15 protein-coding genes and 1 pseudogene are annotated in these 18,406 nt (G+C 44.5%); 6 read left to right on the top strand and 10 right to left on the bottom strand.

Features of this window, described 5'->3' with window-relative positions:
- Positions 1-115 precede the first annotated feature (115 nt).
- The 4 genes from QUB77_RS00660 to QUB77_RS00645 form a co-directional block, all read right to left on the bottom strand.
- Positions 116-1,018 carry an Rpn family recombination-promoting nuclease/putative transposase gene (locus QUB77_RS00660; RefSeq protein WP_333169548.1) on the bottom strand — a complete coding sequence of 301 codons (903 nt, stop codon included), beginning with the start codon at positions 1,016-1,018 and terminating at the stop codon, positions 116-118.
- 37 nt (positions 1,019-1,055) lie between these two features.
- Positions 1,056-1,802, bottom strand: a complete 747-nt coding sequence (locus QUB77_RS00655; protein WP_333169546.1) for a HEAT repeat domain-containing protein — start codon at positions 1,800-1,802, stop codon at positions 1,056-1,058.
- Between the two features lie 339 nt (positions 1,803-2,141).
- Complete coding sequence (locus tag QUB77_RS00650; protein ID WP_333169545.1) at positions 2,142-2,678, bottom strand: GNAT family N-acetyltransferase; 537 nt, start codon at positions 2,676-2,678, stop codon at positions 2,142-2,144.
- 4 nt (positions 2,679-2,682) lie between these two features.
- Positions 2,683-2,886: a hypothetical protein gene (locus QUB77_RS00645; RefSeq protein WP_333169542.1), complete on the bottom strand. Its 204-nt coding sequence runs from the start codon at positions 2,884-2,886 to the stop codon at positions 2,683-2,685.
- Positions 2,887-3,022: 136 nt separating this feature from the next.
- Here QUB77_RS00645 and QUB77_RS00640 point away from each other — a divergent pair, with 136 nt between their 5' ends.
- Together QUB77_RS00640 and QUB77_RS00635 are read left to right on the top strand one after the other, a co-directional pair.
- Complete coding sequence (locus QUB77_RS00640) at positions 3,023-4,384, top strand: calcium-binding protein (RefSeq protein WP_333169541.1); 1,362 nt, start codon at positions 3,023-3,025, stop codon at positions 4,382-4,384.
- Between the two features lie 215 nt (positions 4,385-4,599).
- Positions 4,600-5,958, top strand: coding sequence for a calcium-binding protein (locus QUB77_RS00635; RefSeq protein WP_333169539.1), 1,359 nt, complete (start codon positions 4,600-4,602; stop codon positions 5,956-5,958).
- A gap of 335 nt (positions 5,959-6,293) precedes the next feature.
- Here the strand turns inward: QUB77_RS00635 and QUB77_RS00630 are convergent, their stop codons facing one another.
- Together QUB77_RS00630 and QUB77_RS00625 are read right to left on the bottom strand one after the other, a co-directional pair.
- Positions 6,294-7,658, bottom strand: a complete 1,365-nt coding sequence (locus tag QUB77_RS00630; protein ID WP_333169537.1) for an MFS transporter — start codon at positions 7,656-7,658, stop codon at positions 6,294-6,296.
- 134 nt (positions 7,659-7,792) lie between these two features.
- Positions 7,793-9,841 (bottom strand): Eco57I restriction-modification methylase domain-containing protein, encoded by a 2,049-nt coding sequence (locus QUB77_RS00625; RefSeq protein WP_333169534.1) that lies wholly within the window; start codon positions 9,839-9,841, stop codon positions 7,793-7,795.
- A 222-nt stretch (positions 9,842-10,063) separates the two neighbouring features.
- Here QUB77_RS00625 and QUB77_RS00620 point away from each other — a divergent pair, with 222 nt between their 5' ends.
- The 4 genes and pseudogenes from QUB77_RS00620 (at position 10,064) to QUB77_RS00605 (ending at position 14,060) form a co-directional block, all read left to right on the top strand.
- Positions 10,064-11,431 (top strand): ParA family protein, encoded by a 1,368-nt coding sequence (locus QUB77_RS00620; protein ID WP_333169532.1) that lies wholly within the window; start codon positions 10,064-10,066, stop codon positions 11,429-11,431.
- Positions 11,424-12,206 carry a hypothetical protein gene (locus tag QUB77_RS00615; RefSeq protein ID WP_333169530.1) on the top strand — a complete coding sequence of 261 codons (783 nt, stop codon included), beginning with the start codon at positions 11,424-11,426 and terminating at the stop codon, positions 12,204-12,206. The genes QUB77_RS00620 and QUB77_RS00615 overlap by 8 nt, the downstream gene beginning before the upstream one ends.
- Before the next feature lie 4 nt (positions 12,207-12,210).
- Positions 12,211-12,336: pseudogene (locus QUB77_RS00610) on the top strand (alpha-E domain-containing protein); the annotation flags it as partial.
- 131 nt (positions 12,337-12,467) lie between these two features.
- Positions 12,468-14,060, top strand: coding sequence for a family 10 glycosylhydrolase (locus tag QUB77_RS00605; RefSeq protein ID WP_333169527.1), 1,593 nt, complete (start codon positions 12,468-12,470; stop codon positions 14,058-14,060).
- Positions 14,061-14,161: 101 nt separating this feature from the next.
- On the opposite strand, the gene QUB77_RS00600 is transcribed toward QUB77_RS00605, so the two are convergent.
- The 4 genes from QUB77_RS00600 to dusB all read right to left on the bottom strand — a co-directional run bounded on the left by QUB77_RS00600 (position 14,162) and on the right by dusB (position 18,330).
- The gene (locus QUB77_RS00600) at positions 14,162-14,647 is read right to left on the bottom strand and encodes a hypothetical protein (protein ID WP_333169525.1); all 486 of its coding nucleotides are present in this window, start codon (positions 14,645-14,647) and stop codon (positions 14,162-14,164) included.
- Positions 14,640-15,962 (bottom strand): AAA family ATPase, encoded by a 1,323-nt coding sequence (locus tag QUB77_RS00595; protein ID WP_333169523.1) that lies wholly within the window; start codon positions 15,960-15,962, stop codon positions 14,640-14,642. Before QUB77_RS00595 ends, QUB77_RS00600 begins: the two co-directional genes overlap by 8 nt.
- Positions 15,963-16,170: 208 nt before the next feature.
- The gene (argF, locus tag QUB77_RS00590) at positions 16,171-17,091 is read right to left on the bottom strand and encodes an ornithine carbamoyltransferase (RefSeq protein ID WP_190739043.1); all 921 of its coding nucleotides are present in this window, start codon (positions 17,089-17,091) and stop codon (positions 16,171-16,173) included.
- 228 nt (positions 17,092-17,319) lie between these two features.
- Positions 17,320-18,330 (bottom strand): tRNA dihydrouridine synthase DusB, encoded by a 1,011-nt coding sequence (dusB, locus tag QUB77_RS00585; RefSeq protein ID WP_333169518.1) that lies wholly within the window; start codon positions 18,328-18,330, stop codon positions 17,320-17,322.
- Positions 18,331-18,406 lie beyond the last annotated feature (76 nt).

The raw sequence follows: 18,406 nt of genomic DNA, 5'->3' as shown, positions 1-18,406 counted from the left end.
AAACTCGGCGGTTTCAACCGCTAGTACACAAACACAGCCCGCCCGCAGCGAATAAAGAATAAAGGGGGTATTACAGCCGGATTTAGTGTCAGGAGTGCAAAAGTTATATATAAATTCATGCTGAAGCCGATTCCAACCAAGCTATCAAATCATCTTGACTGGTAAAATCTAACAAGATTTCTCCTAAATCATTCAATTGTTTGGAAGAGAGTTGCTGGATGCGAGTTTGAATGTCCGGCGAAATCTCACCAGTACGTCGCACGATTTGACGCAGGATTAATGCTGTTTGCCCCTCAATTATGCCTTCTTTGCGGCTTTTAATAATAGCACCGCGCTGGTCTTCAACAAACATTTCCCGCTTTTCCAATTCCTCTAATTCCTTAAGGGTTAAATTAGTTCTGCTGGCGATGGAAAAAGCTGTTTGAATTTCGGGAATTGATGCAAATTTTTCGGGAATTTCATCGAAGAGGGGAGCATTTTTGATAAAATAAATCCAGCTTTGAATTATATTTTCGACTTGTTCCAGTTCTTTGTTAAATTTGGGCAGTTCGACAAACACTAATTCTATTTCTCTGTTATAATACTCGAAGTTTTCTTCGAGTTCTTTAAATACAAAATGGGTGAGAAACTTTTCGGTATTTTCAAACAGAATAAAATCTGTAATTGTTAAAGCAATCAAAGGATTTAATTTAGAGTATCCTTCCCTGGGTCTGAGTTGAGTTGCGTAGGTTTTTGCGGCATTGTACACTACCCGTTTAGTAAAAGCTTCTACATTTATTACCTGCATTTCGATAATCACAGTTTTGTTGCCTGTAATTTTGGCTTTAACATCCAGGTAAGTGTCTTTTAATCCAGTAACGCTCGGCGCGGCGTAAGGGTCAATAATTTCTAAGTCTTCAATGGTTGGCTGTGCGTCATAGAGCATAGCATTGAGGAAGCTAATCAAAATGTCTTTGCTCTGGGGGGAAGCAAAGATTTTTTTGAAACCAAAATCTGTTTTAGCACTGATAAAAGGCATAATTAGTAATGGGTAATTAGTAATTGGGGCGTTTAAATCACAAAAGTCCTTCCATTTCTAAGTCTTCAATTATCTGCAATCCGCGCGGGTCGCCGACTCGCAATAGCGAAGATTTAGCATCTTCCCGCACGCCCATATCTTCATCTTCTTCTAAAGCTTCAATCAAACCATCGATCGCCCCAGCGTACACTATATTATTCGGCAATTCGCGGGCCAGTTGTCCGATCGCCCAAGCGGAATTACTTCGCACAGCAGATACAGAATCTCCCCGCAGCGCTTCAATCAACGGCGGAATCGCAGCAATCACCACATAGTAACCAACTTTTGCCATTTGACCCAGAGAACTCGCCGCCCACAAACGCACCGCCGAAATATCAGTTTTCAGAGCATCAATTAAAGATGGCAAAGCGCGCTGATCTCTGCAATTTCCCAAGGCCCAAACTACCCCTTTGCGAACGTAACCGTTCCAGTCGCAGTTAAGCTGAAGAATCAGCGGTTCCACAGCATCGGGACTCGGATTTCGTCCCAAAGCATAAGCCGCACTTACCCGCACCAAGGGGCAACCGTCTTTCAACAAATTAATTAAATGCGAAATTGCTCGATCGTCCTGCAGTTCGCAAAAAGCCCGCGCCGCAATCATCCGGTGCTGAGGTTCCGGGGATTCCAGCAAAGGCAGCATTTCCTCGGGATCTGGCAGCGGGGGTTCGGATTCGTCAAATTGATCCAAAGGGCTTTCCAGTTCCGTATCACTATCAAGGGCGTTGGAGTAGTCGTTATTGTTCATAAAAAAACTTTACCGTACAGAGGATGCTCCTAAGCAACTCAGTCAGCACTCAGCAGTCCGCAGTCAATAATTGTAGGGTGCGCGCGCAGTACCTTACTACTGAGATATTGCACCATTGTCAGCAACAGGCTTTCGGGCCTGTTCCACAAGAAAATTGATCTTTTGTGGGACAGGCCCGAAAGCCTGTTCATAAAAGGCTAATTGAGAATGGTGCAACACATGAGTTACTGCAAAGGAATATCTCTGCTGTTACTTAAGTTTGTAGTGGAGGACTTCAGTCTTCATAATTGGGATGAATAATGACTAAAGTCCTGATTCCAAACCAGTAGAATTTATATTTCAAAGGGATTTGAGCATCGAGAGGGAATGACTTTGATAACCTAATTTTTGATAGAGATTCACCGCAGGTTGATTGCTCAGAAATACTTGCAAACCAATTTGCCTATCGCCCCTTTCCCGCGCCCAGTTTTCAGCATGAATAACTAAAGCTGCACCGAGCCCCAGACGGCGGTGTTCCGGTGCTACGTACACCAAAAAAATGTGAGCGTGGCGTTCTCCGGTGCTTTGGTCGATCGCATTTCCCAACCACAAACATCCGACAACCGATGTCAGATTTTGGACTGGAGATTGGGGATTGAGATGCTGCGAGGGAAGCGTCGGCAAAATTTTTGCCTCTTCTTGGCTGTTTTTCTGGCACTCTACCCACCAAACCGGCGTCTGGTTAGAAAAATACTGCTCGACAGTTTGAGCCAAATGTCCCAATTCCCTATCGGGGTAAAGCTCTCGATATGTCCGGTGCATAAACTTTACCAGTTTTGCCCGATCGAGTCCCGATCCCGATCGCAGCCAGTAACCCGGTATTAGTTGAGCAGACATCAGCTCAGCGGACACGGAGAGCCGCATCATTTAGCCCCAAGAAAATTGGATTGACTACTGCCGCTTGCTTTTGGGGGATCGCTTCCTCAATCGGTGCCGGGGCAGCCATGTCACCAGGCAAAAAGATGCGAGCACTGACTGCTACCAGAGCCGCGAAAAATACTAATACCGCTATCAATGGAGCAATGTATTGACGAATGATACCCATAACCGCAAAAACTTAATTATTGAGTTGATCTTATCAAGTGTACCATACAAATCTTGTCAGCTATAATTGCTACCATTGGACAATTAGCTCAACAAGAGAGCGATCGCAAATACCAACAAACAGAAAATCTAATATTATGAGTGCCTCGCCTGCTGTTTATGAAGCTCTGGCTAAATCAATTGTTTTTTTGAATCAAAAACCTAACGCGGAAAATGAAATTTCCAGTTTCCTAGATACTAATGGCTACTATATCGATCGCATATTCGACGACCCAGAAACAAACTTTTATGCGATCGGGTTCGGTTCATCCAATCCCGAAAACCCGCCCGCCCTCGTATTTAAAGGTACAGATTTTATCGACGGCGACGCTATCTTTTCTGACTCCAGAGACATTGGTTTACCTGAATTTGAAAAAAACAAAGATAATATCAAAAACTGGCTAACAGAAATCGGTCAAGATACAGGTAAAAACCCCAGCAAATTATTGCCCGATGTCATCGGACACAGTTGGGGCGGAGCAGTCGCTCAAATTGTAGCAACCGAATACACATCTCTGACCGGCGATATCTTTACTTTCAACTCTCCGGGAGTGTCAGCGAGTACATTCACCAGTTTTCGGAGAAATCTCAGCAGGGCCGGCAACAAAAATGTCACTCACTACATTGTCAGCGGAGATGTAGTCAGCTTGTTTGGGGAAGCATTTATCCCAGGTAAAGTATTTATCCAAAGTTTTACAGATCCGAGTATTAATCCCTTAACTGTTTTGGCAAAACATCGAACTGAAGATTTGTTAACTACTCCGCCCGTGGATTTTTTGCAGAGGCAAATTTCCGTAGAACAATTAAACAGTCCCGAATTTACTTATAACAACGATTCAGATTTTAACGAGTTTATAGCTGCGATGAATGTGGTCCTGCCCAATGTGTCAGTAGCGATCAGAAGCAGAGGCGGTGCAGAGAGTGTGAGAACAGCGCCAGAATTTTCTTTTGTGCAGTTGATCAGAGAAATGCAATTCGGTTTAGCTCCCTTGCAACCGAATTATTTATCAGGCGACGCTCGCAACAATACTGCTACCGGGGGCCCTGGAGAGGATACAGTTATCGGCAACGGCGGTAACGATACTCTCAGAGGCAATCGAGGTAATGACAGCATCACCGGTGGTGATGGCGACGATTTCTTGTACGGTGGCAGAGATAACGATTATTTCGAGGGTGGCGACGGAAACGATTTGGTTTCCGGCGAGTTTGGCAACGATTTTTTAATTGGTGGTGCGGGGCGCGATCGCTTTGTATTGGAATCCGGCGGCGGAGCAGATGTGATTGTAGATTTTCAAGATAGTGAAGATTTAATTACCCTGTCGCGGGGTCTAACTTTTCCTCAAATTAGAGTAACCCAAGGTGGTGACGGAGCTTTAATTACTATCCCGGTTACTGGGGAAATTCTTGCTACTCTCAGAGGCGTAGTGGCCAGCGATATTACGCGGGTAGATTTTGTATAGCTTTAGGGTGCTCAAAATTTGTATTTTTGGGGGCGCAAAACCTGCCTGGGTTTTGTAGCGAGAGTGTTTTTTTGTATTAAAAAATCTCTATCAATTTCCTCCTAAAAAGCCCATAAAAATGACCAATTAATATGGTCAATAAACGAAGTTTATAGTAAACTTAGTTAAGTAGCTTAAAAACTAATTCCCCCTCAAACGACAGGAAATAAAAAAATATGCCCTCCTCCCCCGCCGCTTACGAAACTATAGCCAAGCAAATTGCTTACATAGATGACGATCCCGAGTTTCAAACTTTAGTTCAAACAGGCTTGAGTGCTGCTGGCTATCAAATCGATCGCACTTTTGACGATCCCGGAACTGGATTTCACGCGATCGGCTTAATTTCCACCACTCCAGACAAACCGCCCGTTTTAGTATTTCGCGGCACCGACTCGCCCGTAGATGATCTTGCTAACGGAGACCCGCGCGGCACCGGTTTCAACCAATTTGAAGCCAACAAACAAGCATTAGGAAATTGGCTGACCCAAATCAGTCAAGATACAGCCAAAAACCCCAGCCGCTTGCCACCAGACCTTCTGGGACACAGCTTGGGCGGCGCCATAACGCAACTAGCCGCCACTGAATTCACATCTACTATTGGAGATGTTGTCACCTTCAATTCTCCCGGAGTTGATCAGAGCACCGTCAATACATTCAAGCAGAAAGTCGGCGCCGGAAAAAATGTAACTCACTACATAGTTAGCGGCGACTTTGTTAGTTTGGGAGGAGAAGCTTTTCTCCCCGGAAAAGTAGTTCTTCAAACATTTACTAACCCGATTATCAACCCGCTACTTGTCTTGGACAAGCACACGCAAAGCGGTTTGTTAACTTCTCCACCTCCCGGCTTGACTCAGACAGAAATCTCTGTAGACGAGTTGAGCCGCCCTGATTTCACTTTTACAGATTCCGATTATTTAGAGCTGTTAGCTGGCTTAGACTTTGCACTGCCAGCCTTGGGAACCTCGCTGGAATCGCGCAGCAGTTTAGAGCAATTAAGAACCACTCCGGGAGCCTCATTTTTAGCAAACGTTGCAGCAATGCAAACTGCTCTAGATCCATCCCAAATTAATAATTTAGTCGGCGACGATACCAACAATACAGCATCAGGTTTTGGAGGGGACGATATTATCACTGGCAATGGGGGCAACGACACTCTCAGTGGCAATAAAGGCAACGATATTATCAGCGGTGGCAGCGGCAACGATCGGCTATTAGGTGGCAAAGGAGATGACAATTTAAATGGGGGAGAAGGAGACGATACGCTCATTGGCGGAGCGGGTGCGGATCTCTTGATTGGCGGTGCTGGACGCGACGTATTGGTGTTAGGAGTAGGTGCCGGTACAGATACACTTGTAGACTTTCAAAAGGGTCAAGATTTAATCGGCTTGAGCGGAGGTTTGACCTTCAACCAAGTGAGAGTTACTCCAGGCGATTTTATAACGACGATCGAAATTGCCAGTAACGGCGAAGTTCTTGCCAGTATTCCTGGCATTCCAAGTAGTCCGCTAACAGCTAGTGATTTTATTGCGATTTAGTTGGCGGCTGGCAATACAGATATTCGGTAGCGCTAGGGACACAACATTGTTGTGTCCTTATTTTATTTTATGAACGCAACCGCACATAATTTATACTCCAATACGCTTGGGATAAGAATAATCTGATTTCCTTTCACAAGTCTGGAACTCTCATAAATGCGTGAAATGAAATTCGTCTGAAAGCGCTAACCCAAGCGTATTGATTTATACTCATTCCATGATTACAAACATCAATATTCCTCTAGGGAGGGGTTGACCGAAATCTCCAAAAGTAGTGCAGACATTGGTAAACCCGACCCGCCCGAATATTATAGTTATAGCGATCGCACTTGATATTAATCGAAATCGTCCAGTCCAGGTCTGGGCATGGATGCTAATTTTTTCTCATCTTCTAGGGGCAGAAAGAAAATCGTCAGCATACCGGGAATCACAGCCAGCGCGCTCATCAAAAAATAATTTTGATAGCCGAGATTCGCCTGCAAGTAGCCGCTAAAAACGCCCGGAATCAGCACTCCTGCGGCCATAAAAGCAGTTGTAATTGCATAGTGAGATGCTTCGTATTCAGGGCGGACAGTCCGCATCAAGAACACTGTATAGGCAGCTACGCCAAGTCCGTAAGTAAATTGCTCGATCGAATTTACAGCATAAGCCCATTCAATCCCCGGCTGATTGATTGCCAACAGCCAATACAGCACGTTAGTCGAATTTTGCAGAATTGCCGTCGGCCACATCCATTTTTTCAATCCTTGTTTGGCAATCAAATAGCCGCCTAGCAACCCTCCTATTAACAGAAACATTACCCCTAAAGTACCGGATAATAAACCCATTTCCGAGGTAGAAACTGCTAATCCTCCTTTCTCCACTTTATCCATTAAAAATGGCGGAGCCATTTTAAACGTCAAGGCATCGCCTAACCTAAAAATCACGACATAAGTAACAATCCAACCAATTTTATCTTGCTGAAAATATGTTTTAAATGCTTCGATAAAGCTTGTTGTTTCTTGGGGGGTATCGGATTCCAAATCGTAATTTCGAGGATAGGGAAGATACCACCGCTGAAAGAGATATATCAGCACAAACATAATCGCACAAATGCCAAAGGCTGTCGCCCATCCGTAGTTAAGCGCAGACACGCTAAAATCCGAACCGAAAAGTGACAGTGGAATGTTTTGATAGATTTTGGTGTCGCCTGTATTTCCGGTGACTAAATGCTGTTCGGCTAGTTTCCCCGCTAAGAACACCAATAAACCGCTACCGGCAATGACAGCACCTCTATAAGCCGTGTTGCGAACCCCGACAAACAACGCTTGCTGGTCTTTATTGAGAGTGTTTAAATAAAATCCGTCAATGGCGATGTCGTGAGTAGCTGACACAAAGGCGATCGCCGTAAATATCACCAGCGAGATAATAATCGGTGCCGGCGTTAATACGCCAAAAGCTAGGAAAGCAAACAGGAAAGCACAAATGATTTCGGTTGTTAAAATCCATTTGCGTTTGGTGGAATACAAATCAACAACTGGGCCCCACAAACCTTTTAAAACCCAAGGAAAAGACAACAGACTGGTCAATCCGATGAGCTCGTTACTGGTGCCCATACCTTTCAAAAAAATCACCGACATTAAATTAACGACGGTGTAAGGGAGACCTTGAGCGAAGTACAATACTGATACCCACAATCCAGCGTTATGCTTTTTTTCCATTGCAAAGATATTTTGGCTAGTTAGTTATCTAATTTACTGAGTGCGATCGACAATTCCGGTCAACTAAACCGCTTGCATCACAGTATATGTCATTCCCATACCAGCGGCAGCCATATAAAGAGTGTATTTTAGCATCATTCTGACTCACCAATATTTCTATTTTTGGAATAAGCCTGCAATAATTTTTCTTCCTTAAAATGAACGAGGTAAGCGCGAACATTCTTTTCCCAGTCAGAAGTGTCATAAGTTCGCACCAGTTCTAAAGCACTTTCTTCTATCTGATATGCAGTTTTTGGACTATTTACCGGACGTTCTGGACTGTCAGGATTAACAACAATTAAACCTGCATCTAGAAACTGATGGACAGTCTGGCGACGCACAGTTTCCCGCGTATTTGGCGCATACTTTTTACCGTATTGCTGCTCCATAAATTCCATAATTGGTGTGATTCCCAGAAGTGGAGATTTTGCCAATTCCCAAGCATCATTTGGCTTGAGGTCAAGCAAAGCCAGAAGGGTTAAGGCGGAACGTTCGTTAAGCTGACCCTTTGGAAAACCCAGCGCTGCAAGTATTTCTAGAGATTCATCAATACGGTTCTTGATTGTAATTGGGTTATTTTCTAACGGATTCGTCGCCTTCAGCAGTTGTGTCTCGACAAGTCGATCGATCTCCTGCTGTGTAGGAAATATTTCTCTTATTTGAGCTCCAAGTAAAAGTAATTGCTCTACAGTAGGATACTTCAAATTGCGTAAATCCGTAGCATTAACTTGAGTGTGTCCGTTGAAGAGTCGGAAAAACGCATCTACCAAGCTCGAATTTAGATAAACGGCCAATCCCCGCGCCAGGGTGAGGTCTAATCCGCGTCCCTGTTGGTGAAAGTAATTCAAATGGTTCTCAAAACCAACGCGAGAACTATTAATTTTATTGGCATCCCAGACAACTGCAACAATTCGCTTTTTCTCTTCCTTTGAAGAGAAGCGCTTGCTCAAAACATAATGTTCGTTAGGTACGAGGAGTGCAGCAGTTTTTTCCGTGACAGCTAAAGCTTGATGCTTTCTCGTGGCTGTGGGATATTCAACACAGCCAGCCGAGAAGTGTGCGGGATAAATCAGCGGAACTGTACCGTTTTCAGGTTTTAGTCGCAAGTCAGAGCGAACACGAAAATCTACAACTTTTCCGGTGGAAACTGTTAAGCCTAATTCCTCTAAACTGCAAGTAAATTGAGCCATTTGCTCGACTATTTTCTGGCTGACAGAATCCGGTAGAATCCGAATAAATTGCTCAGAATCTTTGGGATTAATTAGGGCGGTATAGGGCAGTTGGTGAGACAAAACCAGGTCGTCGTCCACGCTGCTGCTTGAGGTAATTAGTACAGTATCTGGCTGTTCTATTTGTTTGGTGGCGCGCACAATAATAGTTTCTTGCAGCACCGCATCATCGCGAAATGGCAACTGTCGGGATTCAAAGATGTGTACTTGGCGTAAAGCCATCATTTGAAGGAAGACTTTGCGGAAATCTCGAAAGTATAAACCGTTGCAAAAGCTGCGGGGAGTAATCGATACTAATTCACCGTTTGGTTTGAGCAGGTGAGCAGCAGCAACTGTGAAGCCAGCGTAGAGATTGCTGGTTTCTAGTCCTATAGAACGCAGCAAGGTTCGGGCTTGGGATTTAGCGTCTATCTTGGCATAGGGAGGATTGATAATTGCATGGGTAAATTCCCGTTTTACTGGTTGTGTAAATAGATTGGGATGCAACATATCGGCGCTGTCTTGAATAAAATCAATTTCGCGAACCTCACAGGTAAAAGATATCCCAAAACGCTGACATTCAATACTGCATAATTCTAAAGTTTGCTTGAGGTATTCTATCAAAATAAGGTCAATTTCATAAGCTGTAACGTGCAGGCTGCGCGGTCTGTTTGGGCGCTGGCAAAGTTCGCAAACAACTGCTGCTAACAGCGAACCAATTCCTGCCCCGGCATCTAAAAGCGATATATCGGGACAGTTAAATTCAAACATTCCCGCCATCAAACTTGCGACTGAGGAAGGTGTTAAAAATTGTCCCTTTTCTCCTCTCTGGCTTTGCTGCAACTTTCGGGTTGCTTCTTGGCGCCAGCCATCTACTCGATCGAGTAAATTGCTGTCAGGCGGCAGGGCTAGGGTTTGAAAATGTGGTGCTATCATTGGTTCAAAAAGTGCGTTAGCGAAGCCCTCGAAGAGGATCGCGAGTTCACTGTATTTTCGCCTAAAATTTCACCGATGTGCAAAAATGTCAAGCGCACTAGAAAATATATAAGTTATCCAAAAGTATGTATACTGTTCATATAGCTAGAGCGGGAGGTAGCTAACGATGACACAAACTGAAACCAAGCGTTATGATTTTACTTAAGTATCTAGGTCTAAGTTATGACAACTATCAACTGGAATGAAGTTTTAGATAGTATTTCAGAGAATGCAGACGAACCCCAAGTCACCCATCGATTTGTCAAACCTCTTCTCTATGCACTGGGATTCACCATTGATGAGTGGGTACAACAATTTAGAACAGGAAGTGGTGTTGCTGATTTTGCTGCTCGCAAAAATCACGATGATGATAAATTTTCAGTTTCTAAGATTAACCCAAACTTAGTCATTGAAGTTAAAGGCAGAGGATCGGCAAAGGGGATCGTTAATTTAGCAGAAGGTACTCCCAAGTATAAAGAAGCTAAAAAACAGATAACAGATTATATTCTCGACTCTAAGTGCCAAACAGTTCAATGGGGTATCATCACCAACTCAACAGATATCCAGCTATTCCGCAGACATGGTAAAATCGTAGTGCCTGCTACTAACTGCATGAGGATAAACAAAAATAATATCATTGAAATTATTGAGAAAATTAAGAAATTGCTGGACAACCCACCCAAAGCTTTAACAATTTGCATCTATAATGATAAGGGAGGTGTAGGAAAAACGACAACTACAATCAACTTGGCTGCAATCCTTTGCCAACAGCATAAAAAAGTGTTGGTTGTTGATTTCGACCCGCAACAAGCAGATTTAACAGATTCCTTGGGATTGCAGGAGGGAAAAGTTAAATTATCCGATTGCCTGCTTGAGGATGCCTTAAATGTTCGAGACACTATTAAACCATTTGTACTCAAGAATAAAGCAGGTCAATTAGTTAAGAAATTTGATGTCATCCCATCTGACTCAGGGTTGTCAAAGTACATGAGTTATGAGTATGAAGCAAGAATTGAAAAAGGTTCCGCAAGGCTGCGGGATTTGCTCGAAATTTTTATGCGCGAATATGATTACATTTTAATTGATGCACCTACGAACTGGACTTTTTTTAGCAAAAGCTCCGTGAGAGCTGCCGATGCTGTCTTTATGCCCACAGAACCCAATAACTTTTCGTCTTTAAAAAATGTGGTCAAAGTTATTAAAGAATTCTTACCAGAAGTTAAAAAGCTGAGGCAGGACGGCGGTCCTATTCCCCTACCCATCTTTTTCAATAAATACAAACAAATAGATGCCCTAAAGAAAAGAATGAGGGAACAAATCAAAGTAATCCTTACATTAAAACAAGGTGACAAAGATGTGTTAGATTCTAATTTATTACCATATTTTTGGCCTAAATATACCAAAGGAGAGCCTGACACAAATATATTCTTTGTGCCAGAATATGAAGTTGTATCAAGTGCAGCTTTTTCTAGAATACCGGCAGTGTTTCAACACAAAACAGCGAATAAATATTACTTAGATTTAGCTCGGGAGTATTTCTTGTATGAATAATTCAGAGAACATTGGTAAGTTAATGCACTTGCAGTTAGCTAAAATTGAATCAGCAGAATCCTGCTCTGAGTCAGAGTTTATTATTGCCGGATCAGCCGAAGCTATCTTACAATCGGGTAATCGCAATTGGATTCCGATTATCGTCAAAGAAACAGGCGATTATCAGTATGAAGTTGTGAGCAATAACTTTGTCTATGCTGTTGCTAAAAAAGCTCAATTAGAGCGAGCATGGTGTATTGTCATTGACCCAAAACCATCAAATATTGAACAAGCGAAGATTCTAGCGCGAGAAGCAAATCCCACAGTCAATCTGAGTACAGCATCAAAAGATACTATTATAGCTGCACTTGAATACTTAGTTAAAGAGCATAATTGGAACAATGTAAAATCAGTTGAAACGGCCAATAAAATTGTAGATTCTAACCGCGAGCAATGGTCAGATTTCACCCCTCTGACTAAGTTACAATGTGGTTTGACGAAAGCGAGATTAGATTTTATTGCTAAAGTATTTTCTATATCACCGCCACCACCGCCGCCGCCACCGCCTGAAGCAGTCAGCGTGAAACGTGCATCAAGAGATGAAATTTTCGATCGTCTCAATTACTTATCAACTAATAAAATAGGAGGCTTTGAAAAGATTGATGCCGAAAAAACAGCGGATGCTATCTTCACCGCTAGTAAAGGCAAGTGGAAAAGCCTAACTCCAATTTCCAAACTTGAAGGCGGCCTTGATAAAGCCCAAATGAAAATCATTAAAACCCTATTTACCCTCTAAAACTATGTTAAGTGGTGTAGCGGATTCAATTTACTGGCTCAACCGCTATATTGAAAGATCGGAAAATATCGCCCATTTTGCCGAGGTCAATTTTAATCTCATTCTCGACTCTCCCAGCGGTATTACTCAAATATTTACCGATCGACCCACTTAATGTACCATTGTGCGAAAATGTCAAGCGGACGCTCAAACCAAAAGTCCGTAAAGGACTGTTAAACGCTCTCTCACACATTTCTGATGCGAAATACCAAAACATTCTTTTTGTCAAGCTTGTTCCTGATTGGCTTAACAATTAGTTTTCTGCTGACTCCTGGTTGGCTATCAAACTGGTTCCCGAACCGCGCGATCGCACTTATGCCCCCGCAAACCCAAACCGCCGAATTTCGCGCCTTCTGGGTGGACGCCTTCAACCCCGGCTTCAAAACCCCTCAAGAAGTCACAAAATTGATCGCAGACGCGCAGCGGGCAAATGCCAACGCGATCGTCGCCCAAGTCCGCCGCCGTGGCGATGCTTTTTACACCAGTGCGATCGAACCCCGCACCCTCGATCCCAACGTTCCCCCCGGTTTCGATCCCCTGCAAGATTTGATTGACAAAGCCCACGCCGCAGGCATTGAAGTACACGCTTGGATGGTGACGCTGCCGGTGGTTTCCGGTAGCAAACTTCCCGCCGGTCACGTTTGGCAACAACACGGGCCTTCTGCCCCAGGAAATGACAATTGGGCGATGCTGACTTCGAGTGGCGAATCACCCGGTTTCCTCGATCCCGGCCATCCAGACGCCGTAGATTATACTGTTTCCGTCTATTTGGACTTGATCAAGCGCTACGATGTGGACGGCGTACAGTTGGATTATGTGCGCTACGGCGGGCCGACTTGGGGCTACAATCCGACTGCGATCGCCCGTTTCAATCAGCAAACAGGTCGATCGGGCAAACCCGCACCCACCGATCCCGCGTGGATGCAGTGGCGGCGCGACCAGGTGACAAATTTAGTGCGGAAGCTTTATGTAGAAAGCCTTGCGATTAAACCGCGCGTTAAAATTACCGCTGCCACGATCGCCTGGGGAGACGGCCCGCAAAACGATGCAGGGTGGTATCAAACGCAGCCTTACAAAGAAGTATTGCAAGATTGGCGCGCTTGGCTGGAAGAAGGGATCGTAGACATGGCGATGCCGATGACTTACCAGCGCGAGTACAAACCATCGCAAAAACTCGCTTACGACCGCTGGATCGAGTTCGCCAAAGACCACCAGTACAACCGCCAAATTGCGATCGGCCCCGGCAATTACCTCAACTACATCGAAGACACCCTAGGCCAGATTCGTCGCGCCGAAGGGCCGTCTGCGAAAGGAAATCACGTCGCAGGTACGGTGCTCTATTCCTACGCTAGCAGCAACGTGTACACGAATGTCGAACTGCGATCGGGCGGCAGCGGTGATTTGCCCCGCCAGCCTTGGAAATACGTTCCTCAAAGCAACGATTTGTTTTACACCGCGCTTTCGCAGCCGAGTCAATACGTTGACGCTGCGACGGGCAAAACCGTTCAAACTCAGCCTGTGTGGGCCACTGCAGCAGCCGTTCCCGATATGCCTTGGAAGTCGCGGCCGACTACAGGTGCGATCGCCGGAAATTTGCAGCGGTGCGCTCAAACTTGCGACGGTGCCAGCTTGACATTGCAGTCGATCGATGCTGGTGGCCAGGGGCGTCAACTGCGCGCCGATGGCAAAGGATGGTTTGGGGCGATCGAGCTTTCTCCGGGAACTTATCAGTTGAAAGTTGACGGTAGTCAAATTCAACAAACAGTTAATGTTGTCGCCGGTGAAGTAACAAAAGTGAATTTCGCCAGTTTGTAGGGTTTCAACTTAGCCCGACGCCTGGGGGTTAAACCCCTGGCGTCGGGCGAAAGTCATCTTCAGTTGAAAAGCCGGCGTTTAAACCTCGGGCTAACTGATAATTATTTTGCGTTTTGGTGATAGCGACTTAAATCACTGTCCAGTGACCAAATAAACACTTCACTCATGGAGAAGCGCTTGCACAACTTATTAAATTCTTCAATGATACTGAGATCGCCAAAGCTAGTTCCTTCAGACAACTTATCAGGGGCTTTGTTTTGGCCAGCTAAATCAGGAAACTTATCAATCCACAGTAGTATGTCTTCTGTTTTTGGGAATTCAGTAAGTGACCAAGGATGTTCACCCTTAAATGCAGCTTTAACTTCTTTAACAAAACGCAGGGCTGTTTTCCTTCTCATTGTACCGTCGCCATTCTGGGCAATGTGGTTGCCTGTTTCTATTATGGTTGCCATCGGTAAGAAAAAAGTACAACCAGATTCAGCATAAATCTTATAATCTTCTTGGACTAATGCCCTATCCTGATTGCAGTGGGGAACATTAAGATAGTTGAGGAAAATGCTAGTATCGATTAGGCAAAAACTACTCATCCCCATACTCTTGCCAACGAGATAGCCATGCCAATGCTTGCTGTTTTCTCTCATCAGGCGTGTGCGGCGACTTGACAAACCGATCGACTACTCCAGCAGTTACCAATTGGCCAAGAGGGCCTTGCGATATCAGCCTAGGATACTCATACATATCTCCGAGTCGTATAAGGCGGCTATCCCCTTGTTGTGGATCTCGGTAACAAAACACTACATCACCGAGAGCCTCGTCAGGTAAGGCATCCATGAGAGCGGGGTTATGAGTAGAAAGCAGCACCCGCAAATGACGGCGCTCGGCAATATCTCGGATGCAGGTTAGTAGATGTTTGGCGCGGTTGGGATGAACCCCATTATCTATTTCTTCGATGACTACTAAACTACCTTCGGTTGCTGATAGCATGGCTGCTGTAATTGCTAGCACCCGCAAAGTACCATCAGATAACAAAGCAGCCTCGCAATGGCGCGGTTTATTACCAAAGGTTTCTACCAGCCGCACCATCACTTCATCTCGCGGGCCAAAAATGAAATCCAGTCCTTCTATAGCTTGCTCTGGTAAACTCTGAATAAAATTTAAAATTGTTTGTTGATTGTCTTGGTTGTTCCATAGGCGAAACAAAACGCTGGAAAGATTAGTTCCATCTTCCTGTAAGCGTTTATCCGATTTGAAACTGTACTCGCGCATTTTGGCGGGAACTGGATCGAGAAATAGGATGTTTTGCAATACTCTTTGATATTCGCGGACAGTTTGAGGAATAATTGTTTGCGATCTGTGGTACTTTGCATCAAAACGAGCAGGTGTGTCTAATTGGACAAAGATCGCCATTTGATCGCTGCAAATTACTCGTGGCTTATTTTGTCCTTTCCTAAAGTTGTTATAGGAAACTTCAACATCCGTCCCTATTCCTTCAGATGGTTTAATTAGGTCATATAATTGAGGTATTTTAGGTGTTTGAGGTGTTTGAATTGTCGAACCCACTATACGCTCACTACTAATATGCAGTTCTCCTTCACGCACATTGAGGGTTATATCAAGTTGGTTCCATTGAGTTGCATCCAAGCGACAACCGATAGTAAAACTAGACGGTCTAAGATAGCACAAATCATCGACCCGACCGCGTATAATGCGATCGGCATTATTGACAGCATACTGAATATTAGTGAGTTTTTGACCTTGGGCCAACCATGACAGAAAGCGTAAAGCTTCAATTGCATTACTTTTGCCTGCGGCGTTGGCTCCGATGAGCACAGTCAGCGCTCCAAGCGGTAATCGGCTTGTTTTGTAACTCTTGAAGTTTGCGAGGGTAAATTCTGTTAGCATGGTGTCGATCGGGAATTGCCGATTATTGGGTGTTAAATGTGAATTAGCGACAACTTCATGTTTTTCGATAACTTTTTGTGAATTATGTTTTTTTTATTAACCGCAGAGGGCGCAGAGAAAGAGAATAGAAGAGATAGAGATTGAGATTGAGAGAATGGCTTTTCTCTTATTCTTCAGTCGGGCTATTCTTCTCTTCCCTTCTCTATTCCTAATCGCTTTCTAGAATACTTGCCAGCAAAGCTTGCTGAGCGTGCATCCGATTTTCTGCTTGATCCCAAACGCGCGATTGACTGCCCTCAATCACGTCATCCGTAATCTCTTCATCCCGGTGTGCGGGCAAACAGTGCAATACAATTGCATTCTTATCTGCTAACTTCAGCAATTGTTCATTTACCTGATATGGCTTAAACAAAGGAATCCTGATTTTTGCTTCCTCTTCCTGTCCCATACTCGCCCAAACATCAGTATAAATCACTTGAGCATTCTTCACAGCAGCTTCTGCGTCCGCCGTCACAGTAACTTCTGTTTTTCCATTAGCAATATTCTTAGCTTTTTCCACTATCTCAGCATTCGGCTGGAAATCTTGAGGGCAAGCAATTCTGACATTCATTCCCGTCATTGCACAGCCCAACATCAGCGAATTTGCCATATTATTGCCATCGCCCAAATAAGTCAAAGTCACCCCTTCCAACTTGCCAAAACACTCTTTTACTGTCATTAAATCCGCCAGCACTTGGCATGGGTGTTCGTCATCGGTCAGTGCATTAATCACAGGAATTTTGGCATAGTTAGCAAAAGTTGCTAAATCCTTTTGCTCGAACGTCCGAATCGCCAAAATGTCTAAATACCTGTCTAAAACCCTGGCTGTATCTACCAACGGTTCGCCGCGGCTGACTTGTGTAACGTTGGGATTGAGGTCAATCACTTGCCCTCCCAATTTATACATTGCCACCGTAAAACTTACCCGCGTTCGCGTTGAAGCTTTGGAAAATAACAAGCCGAGAACTTTATTGCGTTTCAGCTTGACCATTCCCGATTTTAAACTGGCTGCTAGATCCAGCAAATAATTTAATTCGTCAATGCTTAAATCGGCCAGACTTAATAAATCTCGCCCTTTTAATGAGTCCATGCTTTCCCCCACACACAAATTTTTAACTGTGTCTTAAATCTTAGCCCGCAGAGGCAGGTTTTGTTTCTGTAACCCCTAGTTGACTCCGCCCTAAAACGGATACCGTGCCACGTACACTCCTGAGCGTCGATATTAAAATTTTAGACTAAAGTTCAAGCTCCCACATTCAATGTGGCAAGTAAATCTAAAATCTAAAATCTAAAATCGACAGACATCTGCGGGTAAGGTTTATGCGGGCAATTGCTCGATCGCGCGATCGATCGAATCGCAACCTTGTTCAACCGTTTCTACCACAGCCAACACGCCCCGCAATTCCCCAGCGCCGGGGAAACCCTTAGCATACCAGGTTAAGTGCTTGCGCGCTTGGGAGACACCGCTTTCACCTTTATATTCCCACAAAGCCCGCAAATGTTCCTTAGCACATTCGAGCCGTTCAATTGGTGTCGGAGCTATCTTTTCCACACCAGTTTTCAAGAAATAATCAACTTCTCCCACCAAGAATGGATAGCCCAAAGTTCCCCGCGAACACATCACTCCATCTGCGCCGGTTTCTTCCAGACATCGCATCGCTGCTTCCACGGAAAAAATATCCCCGTTAGCAATAACTGGAATCGATAAAACTTCTTTCACTCGGCGAATCCACTCCCATTTTGCCGGGCCGGTGTAACCTTGCGATCGAGTGCGGCCGTGCACGGTAATCATTTTTGCTCCCGCATCTTCCATCCGCTTCGCAAATTCCAAAATATTAATTTCTTTGTCCGTCCAACCGATTCTAGTTTTAACCGTGACAGGAACATCTACCGCTTCCACAACCGCCCGCACAATTGCCTCGGCAGTTGCCGGATCTCGCAGCAGGGATGAACCGCCGCCGTTTTTAGTAATTTTGTTAACCGGACAGCCCATATTAATATCAACTGTATCCGCTCCCTCTGCCACTGCTTTCTGTGCCGCTTCTGCCAAGAAATCCGGCCGGCAGTCAAACAATTGAATGCTAATCGGACGCTCGTTCGGGTCAACTTCCATAATTCTCGGCAGTTGCTTCACGTAGTGCAAACCCGTAGCGTTCACCATTTCCGTGTACATCATCGAATCCGGCGCGTAGCGGCGCACCAGGCGGCGAAATACCAAATCGGTAACGCCGGATAAGGGCGATTGCAGGACGCGACTTTTAACTTCAAAATCGCCGATTTTTAGCGGAGTTGCTAACCTTTCTTTTAATTCTGGAGATAGAGCAAGCATAGTCGATCGCACTTTAATTCTAATATCTGTATATTATACTACACTTCCGATACTTGACAGTTGTTAATTATATTTT

The organism is Microcoleus sp. AT9b-C3, from assembly GCF_036705485.1.
GTDB lineage: Bacteria > Cyanobacteriota > Cyanobacteriia > Cyanobacteriales > Microcoleaceae > Microcoleus.
The sequence above is the reverse complement of the archived record's forward strand: the minus strand, read 5'-3'. Positions and strand labels throughout refer to the sequence as shown.

Coding starts and splice junctions, on each gene's coding strand:
- dusB (WP_333169518.1), bottom strand. CDS start 18,330: ATGCTTGCTCTATCTCCAGAATTAAAAGAAAGGTTAGCAACTCCGCTA.
- QUB77_RS00635 (WP_333169539.1), top strand. CDS start 4,600: ATGCCCTCCTCCCCCGCCGCTTACGAAACTATAGCCAAGCAAATTGCT.
- QUB77_RS00615 (WP_333169530.1), top strand. CDS start 11,424: ATGAATAATTCAGAGAACATTGGTAAGTTAATGCACTTGCAGTTAGCT.
- QUB77_RS00625 (WP_333169534.1), bottom strand. CDS start 9,841: ATGATAGCACCACATTTTCAAACCCTAGCCCTGCCGCCTGACAGCAAT.
- QUB77_RS00645 (WP_333169542.1), bottom strand. CDS start 2,886: ATGGGTATCATTCGTCAATACATTGCTCCATTGATAGCGGTATTAGTA.
- QUB77_RS00630 (WP_333169537.1), bottom strand. CDS start 7,658: ATGGAAAAAAAGCATAACGCTGGATTGTGGGTATCAGTATTGTACTTC.
- QUB77_RS00655 (WP_333169546.1), bottom strand. CDS start 1,802: ATGAACAATAACGACTACTCCAACGCCCTTGATAGTGATACGGAACTG.
- QUB77_RS00650 (WP_333169545.1), bottom strand. CDS start 2,678: ATGTCTGCTCAACTAATACCGGGTTACTGGCTGCGATCGGGATCGGGA.
- QUB77_RS00640 (WP_333169541.1), top strand. CDS start 3,023: ATGAGTGCCTCGCCTGCTGTTTATGAAGCTCTGGCTAAATCAATTGTT.
- QUB77_RS00600 (WP_333169525.1), bottom strand. CDS start 14,647: ATGAGTAGTTTTTGCCTAATCGATACTAGCATTTTCCTCAACTATCTT.
- QUB77_RS00620 (WP_333169532.1), top strand. CDS start 10,064: ATGACAACTATCAACTGGAATGAAGTTTTAGATAGTATTTCAGAGAAT.
- QUB77_RS00595 (WP_333169523.1), bottom strand. CDS start 15,962: ATGCTAACAGAATTTACCCTCGCAAACTTCAAGAGTTACAAAACAAGC.
- argF (WP_190739043.1), bottom strand. CDS start 17,091: ATGGACTCATTAAAAGGGCGAGATTTATTAAGTCTGGCCGATTTAAGC.
- QUB77_RS00660 (WP_333169548.1), bottom strand. CDS start 1,018: ATGCCTTTTATCAGTGCTAAAACAGATTTTGGTTTCAAAAAAATCTTT.